Origin of the sequence: Geobacillus sp. FSL W8-0026, from assembly GCF_037966255.1 — a bacterium.
Lineage (GTDB): Bacteria > Bacillota > Bacilli > Bacillales > Anoxybacillaceae > Geobacillus > Geobacillus icigianus.
The window spans coordinates 1,631,794-1,657,606 of the sequence record NZ_CP150194.1; the positions used below are offsets into that span (position 1 = coordinate 1,631,794).

19 protein-coding genes and 1 CRISPR repeat array are annotated in these 25,813 nt (G+C 50.2%); of the genes, 15 read left to right on the forward strand and 4 right to left on the reverse strand.

Annotated elements, in window-relative coordinates; genetic code table 11:
* Positions 1-45: 45 nt before the first annotated feature.
* Both NST29_RS08215 and NST29_RS08220 read right to left on the reverse strand, forming a co-directional pair.
* Positions 46-891 (reverse strand): glutamate ABC transporter substrate-binding protein, encoded by an 846-nt coding sequence (locus NST29_RS08215; RefSeq protein WP_033019132.1) that lies wholly within the window; start codon positions 889-891, stop codon positions 46-48.
* A 27-nt stretch (positions 892-918) separates the two neighbouring features.
* Positions 919-1,647: an amino acid ABC transporter ATP-binding protein gene (locus NST29_RS08220; protein ID WP_031409067.1), complete on the reverse strand. Its 729-nt coding sequence runs from the start codon at positions 1,645-1,647 to the stop codon at positions 919-921.
* Between the two features lie 301 nt (positions 1,648-1,948).
* Between NST29_RS08220 and NST29_RS08225 the strand changes: the two genes are divergently transcribed.
* The 3 genes from NST29_RS08225 to NST29_RS08235 all read left to right on the forward strand — a co-directional run bounded on the left by NST29_RS08225 (position 1,949) and on the right by NST29_RS08235 (position 6,759).
* Entirely contained in the window at positions 1,949-3,664 is a 1,716-nt protein-coding gene (locus NST29_RS08225; protein ID WP_033019131.1) for a sigma-54-dependent Fis family transcriptional regulator, read from the forward strand.
* Between the two features lie 254 nt (positions 3,665-3,918).
* Positions 3,919-5,106 carry an iron-containing alcohol dehydrogenase gene (locus NST29_RS08230; RefSeq protein WP_033019130.1) on the forward strand — a complete coding sequence of 396 codons (1,188 nt, stop codon included), beginning with the start codon at positions 3,919-3,921 and terminating at the stop codon, positions 5,104-5,106.
* Between the two features lie 189 nt (positions 5,107-5,295).
* Positions 5,296-6,759: a CoA-acylating methylmalonate-semialdehyde dehydrogenase gene (locus NST29_RS08235; protein WP_033019129.1), complete on the forward strand. Its 1,464-nt coding sequence runs from the start codon at positions 5,296-5,298 to the stop codon at positions 6,757-6,759.
* A 413-nt stretch (positions 6,760-7,172) separates the two neighbouring features.
* On the opposite strand, the gene NST29_RS08240 is transcribed toward NST29_RS08235, so the two are convergent.
* Positions 7,173-7,679 (reverse strand): IS630 family transposase, encoded by a 507-nt coding sequence (locus tag NST29_RS08240; protein WP_235207594.1) that lies wholly within the window; start codon positions 7,677-7,679, stop codon positions 7,173-7,175.
* A complete protein-coding gene (locus tag NST29_RS08245; protein WP_324699148.1) occupies positions 7,666-8,229 on the reverse strand; it encodes a winged helix-turn-helix domain-containing protein in 564 nt (187 codons plus the stop codon). Before NST29_RS08245 ends, NST29_RS08240 begins: the two co-directional genes overlap by 14 nt.
* 276 nt (positions 8,230-8,505) lie before the next feature.
* On the opposite strand from NST29_RS08245, the gene celB reads away from it, so the two are divergent.
* The 12 genes from celB (at position 8,506) to NST29_RS08305 (ending at position 25,783) form a co-directional block, all read left to right on the forward strand.
* Complete coding sequence (celB, locus tag NST29_RS08250; RefSeq protein ID WP_339232913.1) at positions 8,506-9,813, forward strand: PTS cellobiose transporter subunit IIC; 1,308 nt, start codon at positions 8,506-8,508, stop codon at positions 9,811-9,813.
* 152 nt (positions 9,814-9,965) lie between these two features.
* Positions 9,966-11,414 (forward strand): PTS mannitol transporter subunit IICB, encoded by a 1,449-nt coding sequence (locus tag NST29_RS08255; RefSeq protein ID WP_033843759.1) that lies wholly within the window; start codon positions 9,966-9,968, stop codon positions 11,412-11,414.
* A 369-nt stretch (positions 11,415-11,783) separates the two neighbouring features.
* Positions 11,784-13,877, forward strand: a complete 2,094-nt coding sequence (locus NST29_RS08260) for a BglG family transcription antiterminator (protein ID WP_033843760.1) — start codon at positions 11,784-11,786, stop codon at positions 13,875-13,877.
* Positions 13,878-13,882: 5 nt separating this feature from the next.
* A complete protein-coding gene (locus NST29_RS08265; protein ID WP_033843761.1) occupies positions 13,883-14,326 on the forward strand; it encodes a PTS sugar transporter subunit IIA in 444 nt (147 codons plus the stop codon).
* Entirely contained in the window at positions 14,326-15,486 is a 1,161-nt protein-coding gene (locus tag NST29_RS08270) for a mannitol-1-phosphate 5-dehydrogenase (protein ID WP_339232915.1), read from the forward strand. Before NST29_RS08265 ends, NST29_RS08270 begins: the two co-directional genes overlap by 1 nt.
* A 180-nt stretch (positions 15,487-15,666) precedes the next feature.
* Positions 15,667-17,427: direct repeats of the CRISPR family, unit length 30 nt; unit sequence GTTTTTATCGTACCTATGAGGGATTGAAAC.
* Between the two features lie 100 nt (positions 17,428-17,527).
* On the forward strand, positions 17,528-18,457 hold the full coding sequence (locus tag NST29_RS08275) for an Rpn family recombination-promoting nuclease/putative transposase (RefSeq protein WP_025039293.1): 930 nt from the start codon (positions 17,528-17,530) through the stop codon (positions 18,455-18,457).
* Between the two features lie 278 nt (positions 18,458-18,735).
* The gene (locus tag NST29_RS08280; protein WP_069304302.1) at positions 18,736-19,983 is read left to right on the forward strand and encodes an RNA-guided endonuclease TnpB family protein; all 1,248 of its coding nucleotides are present in this window, start codon (positions 18,736-18,738) and stop codon (positions 19,981-19,983) included.
* Between the two features lie 270 nt (positions 19,984-20,253).
* Positions 20,254-21,294 (forward strand): tripartite tricarboxylate transporter substrate binding protein, encoded by a 1,041-nt coding sequence (locus tag NST29_RS08285; RefSeq protein ID WP_025039006.1) that lies wholly within the window; start codon positions 20,254-20,256, stop codon positions 21,292-21,294.
* A 54-nt stretch (positions 21,295-21,348) separates the two neighbouring features.
* The gene (locus NST29_RS08290; RefSeq protein WP_020279064.1) at positions 21,349-21,813 is read left to right on the forward strand and encodes a tripartite tricarboxylate transporter TctB family protein; all 465 of its coding nucleotides are present in this window, start codon (positions 21,349-21,351) and stop codon (positions 21,811-21,813) included.
* A gap of 13 nt (positions 21,814-21,826) precedes the next feature.
* A complete protein-coding gene (locus NST29_RS08295; RefSeq protein WP_020279065.1) occupies positions 21,827-23,353 on the forward strand; it encodes a tripartite tricarboxylate transporter permease in 1,527 nt (508 codons plus the stop codon).
* Between the two features lie 72 nt (positions 23,354-23,425).
* Complete coding sequence (locus NST29_RS08300) at positions 23,426-25,024, forward strand: sensor histidine kinase (RefSeq protein ID WP_339232918.1); 1,599 nt, start codon at positions 23,426-23,428, stop codon at positions 25,022-25,024.
* Between the two features lie 72 nt (positions 25,025-25,096).
* Entirely contained in the window at positions 25,097-25,783 is a 687-nt protein-coding gene (locus NST29_RS08305) for a response regulator (protein WP_339232919.1), read from the forward strand.
* Positions 25,784-25,813 lie beyond the last annotated feature (30 nt).

Genomic DNA, 25,813 nt, shown 5'->3' on the forward strand with positions numbered 1-25,813 from the left:
GGCAAACAGGTGGGCGGAGGCGTTCCGCCCACCGTGTTTTGCCTGTCATTGTTGCGGTTTTTTGCCGATCCATTTTTCGTAGATCTTATCGTATTCGCCGTTTTCTTTAATTTCTTTTAAGTATTCATTGATGACTTGCAGCAGTTCTTTGTCCCCTTTGCGGACGGCGATGCCGTACGGCTCTTCGGTGAACGTTTCATCAAGGACGCGGTAGTTCGGGTCTTGTTTCGCCATCCCCCAAAGCAGCGCGTTGTCCGTTGTCAGCGCATCGCCTTGGCCGGCTTTTAACGCGGTAAACGCTTCGGCGTAGTTTTCAAATTCAAGCACGTTGACTTGCGGCGCTGCTTTGCGGATGTTTTCCGCCGATGTCGAGCCTTTCGCCGTCAGAACGGTCATGCCTTTTTTCAAGTCTTTCACGCTGTTGATCGGGCTGTCCTTTTTGACGAGCAGCGATTGCCCCGCCATAAAGTACACATCCGAGAAATCCACTTCTTTTTTCCGTTCTTCATTGATCGTCATGGTGGCGATAATGGCGTCAATTTCCCCGTTGTTCAGCATCGGGATGCGCGTTTTGGATGTCACTTCTTTCAATTCAATTTTGTTTTCATCGCCGAGAATTTTTTTCGCCAACCCTTTGGCAATATCGATATCAAATCCTTCCACTTTGCCGGTTTCCGGATTTTTCAATCCAAATAAGTTCAAATCGTATTTGACGCCAACGACAAGTTTGCCGCGTTGTTTAATTTTTTCAAGCGTATTGGTCGATTTTGCCGTTTTGGACGATGTTCCGCCTTCTCCTTTGTCCGTCGTGCTGCAGCCTGTCAAGGCGATAGCGCTCAATAAGGCCGTTAAGGCGACGGTAATCCACCATTTCCATGCTTTCTTTCTCATGAGAAAACCCCCTTTGATTGACCGGAATTAATGGTTTAAAATGCGGCTTAAAAAGACACGCGCCCGTTCCTCTTTCGGGGCCGCGAAAAACTCCTCAGGCGGCGCTTCCTCTAAAATGCGCCCTTGATCCATAAAGACGATGCGATCGGCCACCTCGCGGGCAAACCCCATCTCATGGGTGACGACAACCATCGTCATCCCTTCTTTCGCCAGTTGCTTCATGACATCCAACACTTCGCCGATCGTTTCCGGGTCAAGCGCCGATGTCGGTTCGTCAAACAGCATGATTTTCGGTTTCATCGCCAATCCGCGGGCGATGGCGACGCGCTGCTGCTGGCCGCCGGAGAGCGCGGACGGGTAAGCGTTTGCTTTATCTGGAATGCCGACTTTTTCGAGATAATACATGGCGATGTCATTGGCCTCTTTTTCCGACATGCCGAGCACTTTGCGCGGCGCCAACGTGATGTTTTGCAAGACGGTCATATGCGGGTATAAGTTGAAATGTTGGAACACCATGCCGATATTGCGCCGCAGTTCATTGATGTTGATCTGTTTGTCATTCACTTTGACGCCGTCAACGATCAACTCGCCGCTTGAGATCGTCTCGAGCCGGTTGATGCAGCGCACAAGCGTGCTTTTGCCTGAGCCGGATGGCCCGATGATGACGACGACTTCTCCTTGGTTGATCGTCAAGTTAATGTCTTTGAGCACATGAAAATCGCCGTAGTATTTGTTGACCTGGTGGAAATAAATCAATATCCCCCCTCCTTTGTGACAAATTTGTGAATGTTTTTCGAATTGATTGTAAATATGCGTCTACGAAAATCTACGGAAATCTACAAAAAATTTTGCTTGTTTGCAAAAAATCATCGATTCCAACACTTCTTGCCAGCTTGCGGTTTTCACGAAAAAAAGGTCCATGGGTAGCGCGGTCCGCTCTCGACACGGAGATGAAAATGACTGCTTGCTGACGGGATTTTCACGAAAAAAAACAGAAGGATTTTTTGAGGCCAGTAGCGAACGGTACGTGAAAAGGGAACAGGGAAGGGGGATCACGATGACGGTGGGTCATGGCGCATCAGTGACCCTTGGCCGCCATCAAACATTGCAGCAGGCGGCTCAGTTGCTGGCGACGCACGGGATGGACGCCGTTGATGTCGTCGATGAATGCGGGGGCTCGGTCGGCCGATGCACGTGGCGGATGCTGCTATGGGCGGTGGCGCATGGAATGGATCGCATGATGACAGTGGAAGATGTATTGGCGGCATGTTCGATCGATGGCGGGACGGAGCCGAAAGAGGACGGCACGGAAGCACCCGACGCCAAAGAGGATTCAAAGGCAACGGCCGAGCTTGAACGACTGCGGCGTGAGTTGGAAGAAACACACCGCTTGGCGGAAACGATGAAAACGGTGCTGGATGCGGCGTATGAAGGGGTCGTCGTCGTTGATGGAGATGGCGTCGTTCGGGAAATCAACCGGGCGTACTGCCAGTTCCTCGGCATCCGCCGAGAAGACGCGATCGGCAAGCATGTGACGGAAGTGATCGAAAATACTCGTTTGCATATTTGCGTGCAATCCGGCATTCCAGAGCGGGGATATATTCAAAAAATTTACGGCCAGCCGATGGTCGTGCACCGCATTCCGATTTGGCGTGACGGCGAAGTCATCGGGGCGATCGGCATGCTCATTTTCCAAGGGGTGTCGGAAGTGTACGAAATTTTCCGGCGCCTGCAAGAGCTGTCGCGCGAGGCAAGCCGGAAGGAGAAAAACGGGACGGCAGCGCCAAAACAAGAGGCGGCCACCTCCGCCGCCGTAGGAGTGGAGCGCATCATCGGCCGCCATCCGACGATTGCGGCGGTGAAACAAATGATTCAGCGGGCGGCGCGTGTGCCGTCGACCGTGTTCATTACCGGCGAAAGCGGAACGGGGAAAGAGGTTGCGGCGCGAGCGATCCATGAGGCGGGTCCGCGTGCGGACGGGCCGTTTGTCAGTATCAACTGCGCCGCCATCCCGGAAGCGCTTTTGGAAGCAGAACTGTTTGGCTATGAGGACGGAGCGTTCACCGGTGCGAGAAAAGGGGGGAAACCGGGCAAGTTTCAGCTTGCCCATGGGGGGACGCTGTTTTTAGATGAAATCGGTGATATGCCGCTTGCGATGCAGGCGAAGATGTTGCGCGTGCTTGAGGAAAAGAAAGTGGAAAAAGTGGGCGGGGTATCGGGGACAGAGGTGGACGTGCGCATTATTGCCGCGACGAACAAACCGCTCGAGGAGATGGTGCGAGGCGGAACGTTCCGGGAAGATTTGTTTTACCGCCTGAACATTATCCGCATCCATCTCCCGCCGCTGCGTGAGCGGAAGTCGGATATCCCCGCCCTCATCGCGCATCATATGGAACGGCTTTGCCAGCAGTATGGGGTTGGGGGGAAATCTTTTTCAAAAGAGGCGATGGAAGTATTGATCGGCTATTCATGGCCAGGCAACATTCGCGAGCTGGTCAATGTCATCGAGTGGCTCATTAGTATGGTGGAAGGGGAGAAGATTGAGCGCGAACATTTGCCTGCCTATTTGTCCGCCATTCAGCCGATGGCGGCATCTATGTCATATGGCGGTGCGAACATTGCCGACCGGTGGAAAGAAATGGTCTACCAATCCGAACGCGAACGCATCGCTGCCGCCCTTGTCGCGGCGAACGGCAATAAGGCGGAAGCGGCGAGGAGACTCGGCATTCACCGATCTACATTATATGAAAAATTAAAAAAGTATGGATTTTGAGCGTTCTCCGCTGAGAAGGGGGGTTCTCGGTCCATGATGATCAACAACGGCAGACTGACCGTTGTTTCTTTTTTGTTGAGGGGAAAAGGGTGTCGGGAGAATGTCGGGTAATGTAGGGGATGTGTAGGTAAAGTGTGGGTGGGATTCCGTTAAGGAGATGGAAAATTCCTAATCATAACACGTTTCTAGTTTGGCATAAAGTTTGCATATAGAAGATATTGAAAACGATATCAAAGGAAGAGGGTGACGGAACAATGTACGAGCTGTTGGTGCCGAACCGGGTTATTTATGGGTGCGAAACGTTTCGTGAAGTCGGCGGGCAAGCGAAAGCGCTCGGGTCGAAAGCGTTCATTGTCAGCGATCCGGTGATGGAGAACATCGGTCTGGTCGCCCGCTGTGAACAATATTTGCAGGAAGCGGGGGTGCCATTTGCCAAGTATACAGGGGTCGACAAAGAACCGACGGATGTCCATGTAAATGAGGCGCTTGACGTCTGCCGGAGCGAACGATGTGACGTCATCATCGCTCTTGGCGGCGGCAGCAGCATCGATGCCGCGAAGGCGGTGGCAGTGATGATGACGAATGAGGGAACGATCAGCGACTATGTTGGCAACGCTAGGATGTTCACGAAAAAACCAGTGCCGCTCATCGCCATTCCGACGACGGCCGGCACCGGTTCCGAAGTGACGAAAGTGACAGTCATTATTGATACGAAGACAGACGTCAAAATTATGATTTCCCAGCCGGCGCTCCTTCCGGCCGTGGCGATCGTTGACCCGCTTCTTACTGTCTCATGCCCGCCATCCGTCACCGCGGCGACCGGTGTCGATGCGCTTTGCCACGCGATCGAGGCGTATATTTCCCGACGCGCCCATCCGGTGACCGATGTGTTGGCGCTATCCGCCATTGAGGCGATCATCGGTCATTTGCGCCGGGCGTACGAAAACGGTCAAGACATCGAAGCGCGGGAGAAAATGGCGATCGCGGCGATGAAGGCCGGCATGGCGTTCTCGAACGCCTCGGTGACGCTCGTGCACGGCATGTCGCGGCCGATCGGCGCGCTTTTCCACGTGCCGCACGGCGTGTCCAATGCGATGCTGCTGCCAGGGGTGCTTGAATTTACAAAAGACAGCGCCAGAGAACGGTTGGCGGTGATTGCCCGGCTCATCAACCCGCAGCTGAAGGACGTTTCTGATGCCGAAGCGGCCGATGCGCTTGTTGAAGAAGTGAAACAGCTTTGCCGTGATTTGCACATCCCGAATATGAAAACATGGGGCATTGACAAAGCGGCATTCGACAAAGCGGTTGATAAAATGGCGGCTGATGCGCTGGCAAGCGGCAGTCCAGCGAATAACCCGAGAGTGCCGACGCACGAGGAAATTGTGGCATTGTACCATTATTGTTACGACTATGAGTACAACACGAAAACCGTCAGTTCGTGAATCAGATGGCGATTGCAGGACGCATGACAGCGGCCAGCCGCAAACAGACGGCAAAGGACGCCGCTTTTTGGAAGCGTTCAGCTTGCCAACTGTTCCCGCACAAGGCAGCATTCGCCGCTGAATCGATCACGCTTGTGCGCGTTCATGAGCCAATCTGTCGAAAAACCGATGAGAAAGGTGGTTTCATTCATGAGTTCTGTCACCGAAACAAAAACATTGAAAAACTTCATTGCCGGCCAATGGGTCGCTTCGACATCCGGAAAAGAAGAAATCGTGCCGAACCCGGCGACGGGAGAAGTGTTGGCCAAAGTGCCTCTCTCTTCGCGCGAGGAGCTGGATGCGGCGGTGGCGGCTGCGAAGGAAGCGTTCCGCGAATGGCGGAAAGTGCCGGTTCCGCGCCGCGCCCGCATTTTGTTCCGCTACCAGCAGCTGCTTGTCGAGCATTGGGAAGAGTTGGCTAGAATGGTGACGCTAGAAAACGGCAAAGTATACGAGGACGCGTACGGCGAGGTGCAGCGCGGCATTGAATGCGTCGAGTTTGCGGCAGGGATTCCGACGCTCATGATGGGGCAGCAGCTGCCGGATATCGCGACCGGCATTGAATCGGGCATGTATCGCTATCCGCTCGGCGTCGTCGCTGGGATTACGCCGTTTAACTTCCCAATGATGGTGCCGTGCTGGATGTTCCCGCTCGCCATCGCTTGCGGCAATACGTTTGTACTGAAGCCGTCCGAGCGGACTCCTATGTTGGCCAATCGTCTGGCGGAGCTGTTCACCGAAGCCGGCCTGCCGCCGGGAGTGCTGAATATTGTCCACGGAGCGCACGAGGTCGTGAACGGCATTTTAGAACATAAAGACATTAAAGCCGTCTCGTTCGTCGGCTCGCAGCCGGTTGCGGAGTACGTATACAGGACAGCCGCCGCCCACGGCAAGCGGGTGCAGGCGCTCGCCGGTGCGAAAAACCATTCGATCGTTATGCCGGACACCGATCTTGATCTGGCGGTGACGAACATCATCAACGCCGCCTTTGGTTCGGCGGGTGAGCGGTGCATGGCGTGCTCGGTCGTTGTCGCTGTCGGTGATATCGCTGATGAGTTGGTGGAGCGGCTCAAACAGGCTGCTGACCGCATCCAAATCGGCAACGGGCTTGACCAAGGCGTCTTTTTGGGCCCGGTCATCCGCGAGGCGCATAAAGAACGGACGATCAAATACATTGAAATCGGCGAAAAAGAAGGCGCGCTCCTTGTCCGCGACGGCCGCCGCGACTCGGCGACAAGCGGCAAAGGCTACTTTATCGGCCCGACGATTTTTGACCATGTCAAGCCGGGCATGACGATCTGGACGGATGAAATTTTCGCTCCGGTTCTCTCGGTCGTCCGGGCCCGCGATTTGGACGAAGCGATTGAGATCGCCAACCGGTCGGAGTTCGCCAACGGCGCCTGCATTTACACCGACAGCGCCAAAGCGATCCGCCAGTTCCGCGAAGAAATCGACGCGGGCATGCTTGGCGTCAACGTCGCCGTCCCCGCGCCGATGGCCTTTTTCCCGTTCTCGGGCTACAAAAACTCGTTCTATGGCGACCTTCATGCCAACGGCCGCGACGGCGTCGAGTTTTACACGAGAAAGAAAATGGTGACGGCGAGATATCAGTAAGCGAATGATGAAGAAAGGGTGTCCCAAATGTAGCAGGGCACCCTTTTTTACTACATATGTCCCTCCTCTCACCACTACTCATTTATTCTAGTTTTTTAATGGAGGTACCGTTGAGTTAGACTCTTTTCGCGAAAATTCTAATTTGGTGAGTGGCGATTTTCGTGCCCGGGTGGAGCACAGAAGGTAGCCCATAGGTCTTTCGGTGAAAATCCCGTGCCGGTGAACAGTGATTTTCATGCTAGGCGGGAGCGAAATTTACTCATGGATGTTTTGGATCATGTTTGCTTCTTTCGAGTTGTTTTTATGTTTGTTGAGGCATGGAATACAAAAAAACAAGTAAAGATGTCCATAGTTAAAGGGTGTTTAGCTGTTCGGATGCTATATAGATGCACCTTGAAAAGTTCATTTCTCGATTACGCTGCACACCCCAAGCGTTGCAGCACTTCCCCGGGGCGTTCATGAATGTAGTCCACAAACCGGGCAATGGCTTGGGCGATATCGTTTCGATCGTTGTGAAACACATTGGCGATGAGGGTGTCTTTCAGCCATTTCCACAAGCGTTCGATCGGATTCAGTTGCGGAGAATACGGAGGAAGGGAAATGAAGTGAAAACACGGTCCTTCTTCCCGCAAACACTCTCTCACCATTTTGGCATGATGAATTCGGGCGTTATCCAGCACCAAGACGATGAACCGATCCGGGCAACGCTCGTTGAGAACTCGCAGGAAATCCAAAAACGTTGTCGCGTTGGCCGCCCCTGCTGGATGAAGAACCGTTTCGCCATCATGGACGTGAACCGCGCCAAACAGCGATACGTGGGCATGATGGCCGAACGTCGGCACTTGCTTTTGACGGCCAACCTCCGACCATGTCGCACGTAGCACATGATACGACCGGATAGGCGTTTCATCGATGTACAACAGGACGGAATCCGGATCGATTACGTTTTTTTATCAGATCCATTTGTCTCTCGAAGTTTTTTTGCCGGTCCGGGTCCCCTTTTGCCAACGTGTAGGTCGGCCGGGTCCAAGAAAGCCCTTTTCGATGCAAGAGTTTTCGCAAGGCTTCGCGGGAAATGGAGATGCCATAACGGTGGTGCACATAGGATTGAAGGATCTTCGTATTCCACGCCGAAGCGATGTCCCAGCCCAGCTCCGCAGGGGTCGTGGTCAACACGAGGTGTTTGACCTCTTCCTGCTGTTCTTCGGTGAGAAACGGCTCCCGCAAAGGGGCAACATCCCGATGAAGCAGGAGTTCAAGACCGCCTTCGTTAAACAGCGACACATAATGGGAAACGGTTTGGCGGCGCACATGGACCATGGAAGCAACCTCTTTGCCCAACGATCCTTCCATGACTAGGCGGACGGCCATCACGCGTTGGCGGAGAGGAGCGTTTTTGATCTTCCGTTCCTGCTTGCGGAGTTTCCGGGGCGTCCATCCGTGATGGTCGGTGATTTTGAGACGTTTCATGCCGAATTCCGCTCCTTTCCCATGCTTTTCCTTAGGAGCAGTATCACCGGAGTGGGCACCATTTATACGAAGGTGAATCTTTTAATGAGCATGTATATAGATTGCCTTCAGAGATTATTAAAAGATGTCAACAATGCTCAGGACAAAATTGTAATATTTAGCAATCATAATTGTAAGCGTTTTATTATAAAATTCTACGTGATAAGGATATGATTGGTAGAAGTGTTTGTTGGGTTATGGGTATGACCAGACTATAAAGAGTAGGGAGGCGAATACATGAATACGTTCATGAGATTTCTAGATGAAAAGTTTATGCCTGTTGCGGCAAGGGTAGGAGAACAGCGGCATCTACAGGCGATCCGCGATGGTATCATTATGACAGTCCCTTTAGTCATTATTGGATCACTTTTCCTGATCATCGCCTTTCTTCCTATTAAGGGGTATGAATCATTTATGTCAAGCTTGTTTGGGGGTAACTGGCAAAAAAACCTACTTTACCCGGTTGGTGCGACATTTGACTTGCTTGCTATATTTGTAGCTTTTGGAGTTGCCTATCGACTGGCTGAAAGATATAAATTAGACTCAGTATCCATTGCGATCGTTTCAGTCGCCTGCTTTCTGTTAGCGACACCTTACAAAATCTCCTTCACTCCTCCAGAAACAGACAAAGTTTATCAAGTCGATGGAATTCCAACTGCACTAACGGGGAGCAAGGGAATGTTTGTCGCTATTATTATCGCTATTTTAACAACAGAAATTTATCGTATTGTTGTCAAGAGAAATATGGTCATTACGATGCCAGCCGGTGTACCCCCAGCTGTAGCTAGGTCATTTGCTGCCTTGTTACCAGGGATGGCGGCCATAATAACCGTTTGGTTGTTGCGGTTGTTGCTTCAAGTTACCCCGTTCGAAAACATGCACAACATTGTCTTCACTCTCTTAGGAAAGCCTCTTTCTCTCCTTGGAGGTTCGTTGGCCGGGGCCGTTATCGCAGTGGTTATCGCGCAGATGTTGTGGGTAACAGGCATCCACGGACAGGCCATTGTGTGGGGAATTATGTCGCCTGTTTGGTTGGCGCTTGTAGATGAAAATCGGCTTGCCTTTACGTCCGGAAAAGAAATCCCCCATATCATAAATGTTCAGTTTATGGATATCTTTTATTCTATTGGAGGTTCAGGGACAACACTCGGTTTGGCACTCTTGCTTTTATTTAAGTCACGCAGCAAACAGGTAAAGCAACTAGGAAGGCTGGCAATTGCCCCGGGATTGTTCAATATTAATGAACCAATTATTTTTGGGCTGCCTATGGTGATGAATCCGGTTATGATGATACCGTTTATTCTCGTTCCAGTGGTTATTGTTACAGTTTCGTACTTTGCAATGGATTTAGGTTTAGTCGCAAAAACAGCTGGAGTGATGGTCCCTTGGACAGCACCTGTAGGAATAGGGGGATTTCTAGCTACGGGGGGTAAATTTTCAGGAGCGGTATTGCAGTTATTCAATGTGGCTTTATCAGCAACATTATATTATCCATTTTTTAGAATATGGGATAACCAAAAATATAAAGAAGAACAACAATCTTAAATATAAATTCAAATTGACTTCATATTCATCGCATGTGTTTTTTTTAAAGTGTCAACAACCCCCTTGACAAAGTCGCGTTTACTTCTCATTGAAGGCCGGTTGTAAGCGTTTTAAGATAAAGGTACAGTCAAACAAAAAGGAGGAACAGACTTATGACGCATACAACCGGAAACGAAACAAGCTTCCGTGTGAAGGTTCAACGGTTTGGTGGTTATTTGAGCGGCATGATTATGCCAAACATCGGAGCGTTTATCGCCTGGGGGTTGATCACGGCGTTATTTATCCCGACCGGCTGGTGGCCGAATGAGACGTTTGCCAAGCTGGTCGGGCCGATGATTACGTACTTGTTGCCGCTATTGATCGGGTATACGGGCGGCAAAATGGTGTACGACGTCCGCGGCGGTGTCGTCGGGGCGACAGCGACGATGGGGGTCATCGTCGGTTCGGAAATCCCGATGTTTTTAGGCGCGATGATCATGGGGCCGCTCGGCGGCTATGTGATCAAAAAAGTGGACGGCCTCTTCCAAGGAAAAGTGAAACAAGGGTTCGAGATGCTTGTCAACAACTTCTCGGCCGGGATTGTCGGCGGCGTGTTGACGTTGCTCGCCTTTAAAGGGGTGGGCCCGATCATTTCTTTGATTAGCCAAACATTAGCGGCAGGGGTCGAAAAAATTATCGCTTGGCACTCGTTGCCGCTGGCGAACATTTTCATCGAGCCGGGGAAAGTGCTGTTCTTGAACAACGCGATCAACCATGGGATTTTAAGCCCGCTCGGCGTCGAACAGGCAGCGCAAACCGGGAAATCGATTTTGTTCCTGTTGGAAACGAACCCTGGGCCAGGACTTGGCATTTTGCTGGCGTACTGGCTGTTTGGCAAAGGGATGGCGAAACAGTCGGCGCCAGGGGCGGTGATTATTCATTTCTTAGGCGGGATTCATGAAATTTACTTCCCGTACATTCTCATGCGTCCGATCTTGATTTTGGCGGCGATGGCCGGTGGAGTGAGCGGAGTGTTCACGTTTACGGTATTCCATGCCGGGCTGGTGGCTGTGCCGTCGCCGGGAAGCATTTTTGCCTTGCTTGCGATGACGCCAAAAGGAAATTACCTCGGCGTGCTCGCTGGTGTGTTCGTCGCCGCAGCGGTGTCGTTCCTTGTCGCGTCGGTTTTCTTAAAAGCGGCGAGGCAAAACGAAGAGGAAGAAGATTTGGCGAAAGCGGCGGAGAAAATGGAGCAGCTGAAAGGGAAAAAGAGCCAAGTCGCTGCCGCGCTGCAACAAAATGAAGCGGCTTCGCCAGCGGTGGCTCAAGCCGTTCCTAGCCGGGTGAAAAAAATTGTGTTTGCCTGTGATGCGGGAATGGGGTCGAGTGCGATGGGAGCATCGATTTTGCGCAATAAAGTACAAAAAGCCGGCCTTGATATTGAAGTCACGAACACGGCGATCAATCAGCTGCCGGCCGACGCCGATATTGTCGTCACCCACCAAAATTTAACCGACCGGGCGAAAGCGAAACTGCCGAACGCGTATCATGTGTCGGTGGAAAACTTCCTCAACAGCCCGAAATACGATGAGTTGATCGAGCAATTGAAAAAGAATGCCTAAATCTTGAATAGAACGCAGGGGAGTCATGGTCCCCTGCGTTTTTTCATCAGAAACAGAAGAAGTTCTCTGCGTCTCCCGTTGGCGCAGGCGGTGGGAAGATGTCATTGGTGAAGGCTCCCGCCCGGATTTGTCTTTGACCGTGCTGATGAGCTCGGCCGTGGATCTGCCCCTATCTTTGTCGTAGGCGGTCATGCGTCTGGAACAACGGAACGTATGACCAATTAAAAACTGTCAACAATAACAATGACGAAAACGAAACATCTATTCATTGTCACATCAAGAAAAAAGCCCTTACAATAAGAAATGGAAAGAAGATCAAACATTTTAAACGTGTCAACAGTATGGCCCTAGGATCGGAGGTGAACAGCGATGTACGTATCGGCACGGGAGCGAAAGCTGCTTGAGCGTTTGTTGGCCGATGAACGGGAAATGACGGTCGGCGAACTGGCTGAGGAGCTGAATGTCAGCGTCCGCACGATCCACCGTGATTTGCAAGGCCTTGAGTCCGTTTTGCGGCGCTACGGGCTCGAGTTGGTGAAAAAAGCGGGAGTCGGCATTCGTGTTATCGGGGAAAAGAAACAGAAGCAGGCGCTGGCTGTAGAGCTGCTTCATCTTTCTCATCGTGAATATACGCCGGAAGAGCGGCAGCTGATGATTTTAATCGCCTTGTTGGAAGCAGACGAGCCGGTGAAACTCGTCTCATTGGCGAATGACCTAAACGTTACGGTCGCTACGGTCAGCTTGGATTTGGATAAACTGGAGAAAACGGTTGAAGCGTACGGGCTTTCGCTCATTCGCAAGCGCGGGTACGGCGTCGAGCTTACCGGTTCTGAATCGGCGAAACGGCGCCTCATTGGCGAACTGCTATTTCGCCATGTCGATGAACACGAATTTTTGGCGCTGATGAAAGAGACGATCCAGAGACGGCCGGACGACCCACTCGATACGGTGGCGGAAAAACTGCTCGGGCTGGTCGACCGGAAAAAGTTGGCCGTCATTGAACAACAAATCGCGCAGGTGAAAGAAACGTTCCCGTTTACGATGGCCGACAGTTCGTACATCGCCTTCGTCGTCCATTTGGCGCTCGCCATCGAGCGCATCAGACGGGGGGAAGCGATTCATTTCGACCCGCGTGATTTGCAGGCGCTTCAGGCGACGAGAGAGTATGAAATTGCGGAAGCGCTGGCCGAATCGTTAGAAAGAGCGTTTGGCATTGACATCCCCAAAGAAGAGATCGGCTATATGACGATGCACTTAATGGGAGCGAAATGGCGCAGCCGCCAAGGAATGGTGATGGAGGAGCCGAGTTTGGCCATCGGTATGAAAGCGCAGCAGCTCATTCGTTTCGTCAGCCGCGAGCTCGGTGTCGATCTGTCCGCCGACCGGGCGCTATACGAAGATCTCGTCGTTCACTTGAAACCGGCCTTATACCGACTAGAACACGGGATGGGGGTCGCCAACCCGCTGCTTGATCCAATTAAGCAAGACTACGCGGAACTGTTTGCGATTGTCGCCGCCGGAACGAAGCAGCTGTTTGGCGATGTTCCGGTGCCGGAGGAGGAGATCGGCTATTTAGTGCTTCATTTTGCGGCTGCACTCATGCGCGAGAAAAAAGGCTGGCGGGCGCTCGTCATTTGTTCAAGCGGGCTCGGGACGGCAAAAATTTTGGCGACAAGGCTGAAGAAAGAGATTCCGGACATCGCTGTCATCGAACAAGCGTCCGTGTTTGAATGGAAAACGAAAGACGTAAGCGCGTACGACCTCATCATTTCCACCGTGCCGCTTGCGGAGGAACACGGCCCGTATTTCATCGTCAGCCCGATGTTGCGGGAGGAAGAAGCGCGGGCGATCCGCGCGTTTTTAGCGCGAAAATCGGCCGCTGTGGCGAAACCAGTAGAACGCGGGCAAGACGCACAGCCTAACCGACAGACGCTGAAAACGATGAAAGCCATCAGGCGCATCAGTGAGACGATCATCGGCATGTTAGAAGGATTTTCGCTGCGGGTCGTTAAGCACTGCACCGTTCACGGGCTCTTGTCCGACGCTTGCCGCCGGCTTGAACAAAGCGGCGTCATCGTCGATGCCGAAGCCGTCATCGGGGAGCTGCGGCGGCGGGAGTCGCTTGGCGGGCTCGGCGTCCCTGGCACGTCGCTCGCGCTTTATCACGCCCGCAGCTTCGCGGTCCTTCGCCCTTCGCTGACGATGTATCGGCTTGATGAGCCGCAGACGGTGGCAGGCATGGACGGGAACCCGATGGAAATCAACACTGTTGTGCTGCTTCTTGGCCCTGCTGATGCAGACGAGGAGACGCTTGCTGTTTTAAGCCATATCAGCGCGCTGTTAGTCAAAGATGAGCAAAGCATCACCGTCTTGGCGCACGGCGATGAGGAACAAGTGTATTCGCTCATTAGCACCCACTTGGAACAATTTTTTGATCATTATTGGACATCGGCGAAGGAGTGAAATGTATGTTGACCCATTCAATTTTAAACAAAGAAAACATTGTGCTAAATGCACAACCAAAAACGAAAGAAGAAGCCATTCGCCTAGCCGGCGACGTGCTCGTCAAGCAGGGGTATGTTGATCCAGCCTATGTGGACGCGATGCTGGAGCGGGAGGAACTGACCTCCACCTATATCGGCAACAGCGTCGCCATCCCGCACGGAACGGAAGCAGCGAAATCGCTCGTTAGGCATTCCGGCATTTCGATCGTGCAAGTTCCGGGCGGTGTTGACTTTGGCGGCGGCAACGAGGCAATGATCGTCATCGGCATTGCCGGCAAAGACGGGGAACATTTAGATATTCTTTCGAAACTGGCGCTTGTTTGCGCGGAAGCGGACCATGTCGCCGCCATGGCGAACGCCAAAACGGCCGAGGAAATTCTTGCGCTGCTTCATGAGGTGAACGGCTAATGCGGGCCGTCCACTTCGGCGCCGGCAACATCGGCCGCGGCTTTATCGGCAGCCTACTGGCGGCGTCGGGATATCAGGTCGTGTTTGTCGATGTCAACGAACAAATCGTCCGTTTGTTGAAGGAGCGGGGAGCGTATCGCGTCATCGTTGCCGGCGAACGGCAGGAAGAACAGTGGGTGCGCGGCGTTTCCGCTCTCAACAGCCAAACGGAACGGGAACATGTCATGGAGGCGATCGCGGCCGCCGACCTCGTGACAACTGCGGTCGGCCCGCACATTTTGCCGGCCATTGCGCCAGTCATCGCCGCTGGGCTCGAGCGGCGCTTCACGGTTCATCAGCAGCCGCTTCACGTCATTGCCTGTGAAAACATGATCGGCGGCACGGAAACGCTGAAAATGCACGTCTTTGCCCATCTTTCCACGGCTGGGCAGCAGCTGGCAGATGAAAACGTTGGTTTTCTCAACTGCGCGGTCGACCGCATCGTGCCGAATCAGACGAATGACGATCCACTCGCTGTCACGGTGGAACCGTTTTTCGAATGGACGATTGAAACGCGAAACGTCATCGGCACTGTTCCGCCGATTCAAGGGGCTCATTTTGTCGCTGACTTAGAGCCGTATATCGAGCGCAAATTGTTTACGGTCAATACCGGCCATGCGTTGGCCGCTTACTTAGGGTATCTGCGAAACTACAAAACCGTCCAGGAAGCGATGAACGATGAAGGTATTCGATTGAATGTCGAGCAAGCGCTCAGTGAGTCGGGAGCCGTCTTATTGAAAAAGCACGGATGGCATGAGGAAGAGCACCGTTCCTATATCAAAACGACGATCGGGCGTTTCACCAACCCGTCCCTTTCCGACGATATCGTCCGTGTCGCCCGTTCGCCGATCCGCAAGCTCGGGCCGAACGACCGGCTCATCGCTCCGGCGACGCAATACTGCACACTATTTGGCAGCGTTCCTGCTGGTCTCGCCAAAGGAATTGCCGCGCTGTTGCGCTTTGATGATGCGAGCGATGCAGAAGCCGCCGCTCTGCAACAAACGATCGCACACCACGGAATCGAAGGAGCGCTTCGGCAATACGCGGGGCTTGAGAGTGCGCACCCGCTTGTGGCCGCGGTGAGGGAAGAGTACGGGAGAATGGAGAAAAACAAAAGCTGACCGCCTTTCAAATGTCGTCGACCTCCAATCGTGCAAAAACCCCGGGGGATCGACGACAATATTTTTTTGCGTCAAAATCCTACAACCAACACGGCTCAACAGTATTGACAGAATTTTTGAAACGTGATATTCTGAAAACAGCCAAAAGGGGAAAAGCTTGATTTTATGCGAATGGTTTGGGTTTTTATCGTACCTATGAGGGATTGAAACATGTATGGTGCCGGTACAACGGTCCGCAGCTACAAGGTTTTTATCGTACCTATGAGGGATTGAAACTATACATACACAGCCAAACAACGCAGCGAAGCAGTTGTTTTTATCGTACCTATGAGGGATTGAAACTTTATTATATTCTCTTTATATTTTTCAGACAACAGTTTTTATCGTACCTATGAGGGATTGAAACGCCATCCATGATATACAAGTAGTTCTTCATTAGGCAGGGTTTTTATCGTACCTATGAGGGATTGAAACGACATTAATTCATATCTTGTTTCCATTTCATTTACGTTTTTATCGTACCTATGAGGGATTGAAACACGAGACAATGAAGATTGATTATAACGGGCGGCTGTGTTTTTATCGTACCTATGAGGGATTGAAACCACCGGAAGAGTGGCTAGCGGCTTTGTAAGAAAACCGCGTTTTTATCGTACCTATGAGGGATTGAAACAAATAATCCTCATACGCATCATCCAATTCACGTAAATGTTTTTATCGTACCTATGAGGGATTGAAACATTTTCAGCGCTCGTTGGACCCGCTCCACGTCCTTGCGTTTTTATCGTACCTATGAGGGATTGAAACGCAGCCCCGTAGAGGCGTTCGAATCGCTCCGGAGGGTTTTTATCGTACCTATGAGGGATTGAAACCTCAAATACACCAAACACAGCAAGAAACGTCGGAAACAGTTTTTATCGTACCTATGAGGGATTGAAACTAAAGCGTCTGAAAGCCGTTTTTTCGCGCCTTTACGTTTTTATCGTACCTATGAGGGATTGAAACGTTGCTCCGGCTATTAGTAAATGTGGGGCTTTTGTTAACGTTTTTATCGTACCTATGAGGGATTGAAACTTCAAATGATTTCCGACACCTTGTCATCAATAAAGTTGTTTTTATCGTACCTATGAGGGATTGAAACGCAACGGGATCACACTTTGTAAAACATGTCACGATAAGGTTTTTATCGTACCTATGAGGGATTGAAACTCCCCTCTCCTTTTTGACTAAAATAGCGATCAAGAGTTTTTATCGTACCTATGAGGGATTGAAACCCCGATTTGCAGAGAGACTAATAACATTTTGCCGTCATAGTTTTTATCGTACCTATGAGGGATTGAAACGCAACGGGATCACACTTTGTAAAACATGTCACGATAAGGTTTTTATCGTACCTATGAGGGATTGAAACAATTGGTGAAAGCTAAAGTGATTGAACCGCAAACGTTTTTATCGTACCTATGAGGGATTGAAACCTAGCACAAAAAATTGAAGAGGAGGAAAAAGTGCTATGGTTTTTATCGTACCTATGAGGGATTGAAACTTGACGGCGACGGAGTAGAACAGTACCTCATGAACGCGTTTTTATCGTACCTATGAGGGATTGAAACTTGAGCAAGTACCGCGCCCCGCAATCCCGATACATTCGTTTTTATCGTACCTATGAGGGATTGAAACCACAATGACTGCCTGTCGATTGTAAAGCGCGGACTTGGTTTTTATCGTACCTATGAGGGATTGAAACAATGGGGAAGCAGGGGAAGCGGCGGACATTTTGAAGTTTTTATCGTACCTATGAGGGATTGAAACGCTCTCGCTCAAACAACGGGTCTTTGCGCCAGTTGGTTTTTATCGTACCTATGAGGGATTGAAACATCTGTTCAACAGTTAAATCACGTGGTACAGGAATACGTTTTTATCGTACCTGTGGGGGACTGAAGCGCTATACAGTACGGTACAACTTTTTCTGTCCCCGATGCAGGATTTTCACCCCCTGCTTGCGAATGGATAGAATTGAACACGTTCAAAGAGGGGTGATGGAATGGCTATTGACCACGACCGGTTGTTTAAAGAACTGATCCAAACGTTCTTCGAAGAGTTTCTTCTCCTCTTTTTTCCCGACATGCATGAACACATTGATTTCAGCCATTTGTCCTTTCTGTCCGAAGAACTGTTTACCGATGTCACGGCAGGTGAAAAATACCGCGTCGATCTATTAGTCGAGACGAAGCTGAAAGGGGAGGATGGGCTGATCATCGTTCATGTGGAGAATCAAAGCTACGTGCAACCATCGTTTCCAGAGCGCATGTTTATCTATTTCAGCCGTTTGTTTGAAAAATACCGCACCCGCATCGTTCCGATCGCTGTCTTCAGCCATGACACCCTCCGCGAAGAACCGTCCGTGTTCTCAATCGAGTTTCCCTTTGGCGACGTGCTGCAGTTTCGCTTTTTCCCGGTGGAGTTGCGCAAGAAACATTGGAGAGACTATATCCGGCATGACAATCCGATTGCGGCTGCCCTCCTTGGCAAAATGGGGTATACTGAAAGTGAGAAAATTGAGTTGAAAAAAGAGTTTTTGCGCATGTTGGTGCGATTGGAGCTGGATGAAGCGAGGCAACGGCTCTTGTTGGGCTTTTTTGAAACGTATGTGAAGCTGTCGGAGGAGGAAGAGCAACAACTGCAAAGAGAGGTGAAGGAGATGGAAACGACAGAAAAAGAGAAAATGTTGGAGCTGATCATTTCCTATGAGCAAAGGGGAAGAAAACAGGGGTTGGAAGAAGGAATTAAACGCGGGATTGAACAAGGGATCAAACAGGGAATGAAACAAGGAATGAAGCAAGGAATGAAGCAAGGAATGAAACAACTGATCCGCAACATGGCGCGCAAAGGAATGAAGGTGGAAGATATTGCTCGGTTGGTGGATCTTCCAGAGCAAGATGTTCGGGAATTGCTTGAAGAGCAGGGAAATTAAACACAAGAGGCGGCTATCTAACGAGGACGGTTGGCGGCGACAAAAGAGGCAGATGAAATCATTGATTCGTAAGTGATAGATTGTAAAAAAACGGATGATTGTCCTGTCACATAAAATATGTACTGTACCAAAGTTTTATCTTAATTAGGCGAGAAGACTCCCACTTCAACGAAGCGAAGCGGAGTAAGTGGGAGATGAATCGCCTTAACTATATTTTGCTGAAAATAGGATAGATTCAGTAAAATATAGTATAATATAGTTAGATGGGAGGTGAAAAAATGTATTTTTGTATCAAACAACAGCTAAATGGTTTGACCAAAGAAGAATACTTGACTCTTCGAGAACTGTGCCATATTGCCAAGAACATGTACAACGTCGGATTGTACAATGTCAGACAATACTATTTTGAACACAAGGAATTTCTTAATTATGAGAAAAACTATCATCTTGCAAAAACTAACGAAAACTATAAGCTGTTAAACAGCAACATGGCACAGCAAATTTTAAAAAAGGTCAATGAAGCCTTTAAATCTTTCTTTGGTTTGATCAGTCTTGCCAAACAAGGAAAATATGACCACAAGGCTATCAGTATTCCAAAATATCTTAAAAAAGATGGCTTTCATTCACTGATCATTGGCCAGATTCGTATAGACGGCAACAAATTCACGATACCGTATTCTCGCCTATTTAAAAAGACTCGCAAGCCTATCACGATAACGATTCCGCCTGTGTTACTGGACAAAAAGATTAAGCAGATTGAAATCATTCCTAAGCATCATGCCAGGTTCTTTGAGATTCAGTACAAATATGAAATGCCTGAAGATCAAAGAGAATTAAATGACCAAAAAGCACTGGCAATTGATTTAGGATTAAACAATTTTGCCACTTGTGTCACATCAGACGGCAGATCATTCATCATTGATGGGCGGAGATTAAAAAGTATAAATCAATGGTTTAACAAAGAAAATGCCAGACTTCAAAGCATAAAAGATAAGCAAAAAATCAAAGGCACCACTCGTAAACAGGCTTTGCTTGCTATGAATCGCAATAATAAAGTGAATGATTATATCAACAAGACTTGCCGTTACATCATTAACTACTGTATTGAAAATCAAATTGGCAAACTTGTCATTGGCTATGCGGAAACATGGCAACGCAATATTAATCTAGGAAAAAAGACAAATCAAAACTTTGTCAATATTCCTCTCGGTAACATAAAAGAAAAACTAGAATATCTTTGTGAATTTTACGGCATTGAATTCTTGAAACAGGAAGAATCATATACGTCTCAAGCCAGCTTTTTTGACGGCGATGAGATTCCTGAATATAATGCCGACAATCCAAAAGAATATAAGTTCAGCGGCAAACGTATTAAGCGCGGCTTGTATCGAACAAAGTCTGGCAAACTCATTAATGCTGATGTCAATGGCGCATTAAACATCTTAAAGAAAAGTAAAGCTGTAGACCTGAGTGTCTTATGCTCTAGCGGCGAAGTGGACACGCCTCAAAGAATAAGGATTGCTTGAAGCAGTCAAACTTCTTTGGAAGCCCCCACTTCAAATTTTCGCTAGAAAATTAAGTGGGGGTAGTTCACGTACCGTCTGCTTTGAAGGCTGGCGGTCTTTTTTTGCTTTGAGACTCCAGCGTTCCGCTAGGTGCTTGATATCAGGTCTGATTATACCTCCATGAACAAAATGCACAAAATTCATTTTATTTTCAAAAACTTCACGCTCATCCCGCGGCATGGTAAGGTTGTGATTGAAAACGTTATCAAAAAACAAGGGGGCAAGGGAGAAATGAAGAAAACGAAATGGTGGGGATTGCTCGCCGCAGGGATGATGACACTGGCTTTGGCGGCCTGTGGGGGCAATGAATCGGCGGGGTCGAAATCATCCGGTTCGAACTCTGGCTCATCGGCCTCAAACTATCCGACGAAGCCGATTACGATTGTTGCTCCGTCTGGGGCGGGCGGCGGCTGGGATTTAACGGCCCGCGCGATTACGAAGGTGTTGGATGAGACGGGGCTCGTCAAACAGACCATGACGGTTGAAAACAAACCAGGCGGCGGCGGGGCGGTCTTTATGGCCGAATACGCCACCCAAGATGTGAAAAACGATTACAAACTATTTGTCAACTCCCCGCCAATTATTATCAACAACTTGAAAAAAGAAGGGAACAGCCCGTTTGGCTACAAAGACACGACACCGCTCGCCCAGTTGACGAAGGACTTTGGCGCGATTGTTGTGAAGGCGGATTCGAAATTTCAAACGTTAACCGACTTGCTTAATACCATTAAACAAGATCCGAAATCGGTCACGGTAGCCGGGGGATCGGCGCCAGGTTCGATGGATCATTTAGTCGCGATTTTGCCGATCTATAAGTCGGGCATCGATCCGAAATCAGTCAAGTATGTTTCGTACGATGGCGGCGGGGAAGCGATGGCTGCGCTGCTTGGCGGCAATGCCGATGTGATTGCAACGGATGCCTCTTCTGTTGGCGAATATCTCAAAGCCGGCAAAGTGCGGGTGTTGGCGGTTTCCGCTCCAGAACGCCTCGGCGGAGTGCTGAAAGACGTGCCGACGTTGAAAGAGCTTGGCATTGATGCGGAATTTACGATTTGGCGCGGGGTTTTTGGGCCGAAGCAAATGTCCCGAGAGGCAAAAGCGTTTTGGGAAGAAACATTGAAAAAGTTGTCTGAACACGAGAAGTGGAAAGAAGAACTGCAAAAACAAGGCTGGGCGGCGGAATATCGCAATTCGGACGAATTTACGAAGTTTTTGCAAGAGCAGGAGCAGCAAATCGGCGACCTTCTGAAGTCGCTTGGCATGCATAAATGAAGCAAGGGGGAAGAACATTCTTCCCCTTTTTTGTAAAGAACAGGAGGAAGAACCATGAACAAAACGGCTGATCGGATCGCGGCGGTGGCATTCTTGGCGGTTGGTTCCTTGTTTATGGCGGAAAGCTTGCGCCTATCGAAAAGCGCCTACGGCAGTGCGGTAGGACCGAACGTATTTCCGTTTTTGCTTGGACTTGTTCTGGCATTATTAAGCATCAAGCTGTTGTTTGAAACGAGAGGCTATAAGGATTATAAGGATTCAGTGGGAGAGAAGCCGCCGCGGCAGTACAAAAAGTTTCTCATCATTTTCATTGCTGCTGTTTTCTATGCGACGTTGCTTGAAACGGTTGGGTATGTAATCACGACGTTTCTGTTTCTTGTTATCGGCTTTCAAACGATGGAAAGAGGGGCGCTATGGAAGTCGATCGCCATTGCGGCTGGCTTTTCGCTTGGCGTATATGGCCTTTATGTGAAGCTGCTGCAAGGAACATTGCCAAGCTGGCCGATTTGGTTCCAATGAAGGGAGGGGCATCATGAGCACACTATCGTTTTTGCTTGACGGATTTCAGACAGCGCTTCAGCCGCATAACTTGCTGTTTGCCTTTATCGGGGTGTTGATCGGCACAGCGGTCGGTGTGCTTCCTGGGATTGGCCCGATGAGCGGGGTGGCGTTGCTTATTCCGGTGACGGCGTCGATGACGTCCGGCCTTAGTCCGGAACAGGCGGCAGCCAGTTCGATTATTTTGCTCGCCGGCGTGTATTACGGGGCGATGTATGGCGGTTCGACGACATCGATTTTGTTAAATACGCCTGGGGAATCGTCATCGGTTGTCACAACGCTGGACGGCTATCAAATGGCCCGGCAAGGAAGGGCGGGGGCGGCGCTTGCCATTGCCGCGATCGGTTCCTTTGTCGCCGGAATTGTTTCGCTAATCGGCCTCGTCTTATTGGCCCAACCGTTGTCGAATGTGGCGCTGAAGTTCGGCCCGGCTGAATATTTTTCGCTCATGCTGCTCGGGTTGGCGGCGGTGAGCGGACTGGCTGGCAAATCGATGACGAAAGCATGGATCATGACAGTGTTCGGCTTGTTGCTTTCCACGATTGGGCTCGACAATGTTTCCGGCGTGGCTCGCTTTACGTACGACATTTCCTATTTATATGGAGGTCTCGAGTTTTTAACCGTAGCGGTCGGGCTATTTGCGTTAGGAGAGGTATTCAAGTCCATTCTCCATCATGAGACGAACGACGGGGACATCGCCAAAATCGGGCGCGTGTTGCCGACGAAAGCGGATTTGAAAGAAAGCGCGGGGCCGATCGCCCGTGGGTCGCTGCTCGGTTTTTTCATCGGGGTGCTGCCGGGAGCCGGGGCCACGTTGGCATCGTTTTTCTCCTATATTCTTGAAAAGAAAGTGAGCAAACATCCGGAAAAGTTCGGGCAAGGGACGATCGCCGGTGTGGCGGCGCCGGAGTCGGCGAACAACGGGGCTTCTGGGGGCGCAATGATTCCGCTTTTGACGCTGGGCATTCCTGGTTCAGGGACGACAGCGATCCTCATGGGTGCACTCATTATGTACAACGTCCAGCCAGGTCCACTGTTGTTCGATGAGCATCCAGCTGTCGCCTGGGGATTGATCGCCAGCATGTTTATCGGCAACGTCATGTTGCTCATTCTCAACATGCCGCTCGTCAAAGTGTTCGCGAAAATTATCCAGACGCCGACGAAATATTTGTTGCCGCTTATTATTGCCATTTCCGTGTTCGGTGTGTATGCGGTGCAAGTGACGACGTTTGATGTGTTCCTGTTGCTGGCGTTTGGTCTGCTTGGCTACTGGCTTGCAGAGCACGACTATCCATTGGCACCGCTTGTGTTGGGGCTTGTTCTCGGGCCGATGATCGAAAACAATATGCGCCGGGCGTTGACGGCATCAAACGGGGACTATCTCGTTTTCTTTGAAAAGCCGATTTCGCTCGTCTTGTTGGTCATTGCCTTTTTATGGATTGCCGTGCCGTTTGTCATGAAACTAAGAGGAAAATCGGTCGTCATCAACGAAGATATGTAATAATAGAAAGAAAGACGTTCCGCCTAACAGGCGGACTGTCTTTCTTTATTTGCTGTTTGGGGAGCGAGCCCTATGAAGCTTCAGACACGGTTAATGGTCATTATTTGTTCATTGTTGCTGCTGGTGATCGTGGTTTTAACGTTTTTGTTTCAGCATATGTTTGCGACGACGCTCAAACAACAAATTGGCATGCGAGCGCTGAATGTGGCCGAGACGGTCGCGTCGACTCCGCTCGTGCGCGAGGCGTTCCGCGACCCGAATCCGTCAGTGCGCTTGCAGCCGTTTGCCGAACATATTCGCCGAAAGACAGGGGCGGAGTACGTAGTGATTGGCAACCGTAAGGGAATCCGCTACGCTCACCCACTGCCAGATCGGATTGGAAAGCATATGGTAGGGGGCGACAACGGCGAAGTGCTGAAAGGCAAAGCGATTATTTCCGAGGCGGTCGGTTCGCTTGGTCCGGCGATCCGGGGAAAAGCGCCGATTTTTGATGAAAACGGACATGTGATCGGCATTGTTTCGGTTGGTTTTTTGCTAGAGGATATTCAGCGTACAGTATGGTCGTATCGTATGAAGATGTTTCTCTTCTCCGTTTTTGCCCTCTTTCTCGGAGCGGTGGGTGCAATGGCGATCGCCAGCACGGTGAAAAAATCGATTCATGGTCTTGAACCGGAAGAAATCGGTTTGCTCTACCAAGAAAAGCAGGCGATTTTAGAAGCGATTCGCGAAGGAATTGTGGCCATCAATCAAGAGGGAACGATTACAATGGTCAATCAAACCGCGTTGAAGTTGCTTGGGTATGAGAACGAACGCGGTGTATTGGGAATGCCTATCTTACAGCTTATTCCCCACTCGAGGTTGCCTGAAGTCATTCGGACGGGACAGGCGGAATTTGACGATGAAATGGTGTTAGGTGAAGAAACGGTCATTGCGAACCGAATCCCGATTAAGGATAAAACTGGGCGTGTCATTGGAGCGGTGTCGACGTTTCGCAACAAATCGGAGCTGTATCGCCTCACAAAAGAGCTGTCCCAGCTCCGGGTGTACGCGGATGCGCTGCGGGCGCAAACACATGAATTTTCCAATAAGCTGTATTTGATCTCTGGGTTGATTCAACTTGAGTCGTATGAAGAAGCGCTTGAGCTTATTACGAAAGAAACGAACTTACAACAAAATATCATTCGTTTTGTCATGAAAGAAATCCCGGATTCGATCATCGGCGGGCTGCTGATTGGCAAGTTCAACCGCGCCCATGAGCTGAAAATCACCTTTGAAATTGATCGGGAAAGCAGTTTTCGCGATGTGCCGCCATGGATTGATCGCGACCATTTGGTGACGATTATCGGGAATTTGTTGGATAACGCCATGGAAGCGGTCCTCCACAACGGAAAAGAAGAGAAACGAGTGACCATTTTTTTGACCGACCTCGGCGATGACTTGATTATTGAGGTCGAGGATAACGGATTAGGCGTTGATCCGGATGTGGCGGAACGGATATACGACCGCGGCTTTTCGACCAAAGCCAACGGCCTCCGTGGGTATGGGCTTGATCTTGTCAAGAAGGCGCTGGCGATGCTTGGTGGGCAAATCACCTACCAGTCGAAACAAGGAGAGGGAACGGTGTTTACCGTCATTATTCCGAAGCGGTCGGGCCGTGCCAACCCATGCTGAAAGAAAGCATTTCCCATAAAAGGCCTCTACACCTTTATGCATCAATATTTCGGAGGGAGGGAAGCAGGGGGGATGATTCGTGTACTTATTATTGAAGACGACCGCCGCATCGCTGAAATTAATCGGCGCTTTGTCGAGAAAGTGAATGGGTATGAAGTGGTCGGCATTGCCACGAACGCCGAAGAGGCAAGTGAATTGACAGAGGTGCTGCAACCCGACGTGTTGTTGCTTGATGTCTATTTTCCGGATATGAACGGCCTCTCTTTTTTAAAATGGGTTCGGGAACGCTTTTCCAATATCGATATTATTATGATCACAGCAGCACGAGAAGTGGATGCCTTGAAACAAGCGCTGCATGGCGGGGTGTTTGATTATATTATCAAGCCGATTATGTTTGATCGATTTGCCGAAACCTTGCATCGATATAAAGAATATTATGATAAAATGCAGCAGTGGATGAAAGAAAAAGAGTGGATCGATCAAGAGGATGTCGACAAACTGATCGGGCGGGAGGCCCCGGTTAGGGATCAGCCTATGCTTCCAAAAGGCATTCAGCCGCTAACCCTTGAAAAAGTGCTGATGGTTGTGAAACGGTGTCAAGATGGAGTGACGGCCGAAGAAGTCGGACGGCAAATTGGCACAAGCCGGACGACCGCCCGTCGATATTTAGAATACCTTGTCTCCACGGGACAAGTGCTAGCCGATATTGTCTATGGATCGGTCGGACGTCCGGAGCGGATCTATAAGAAAAGAGGATGAGCGAGATCCGTTTCAGAGAATAGCGGCTTC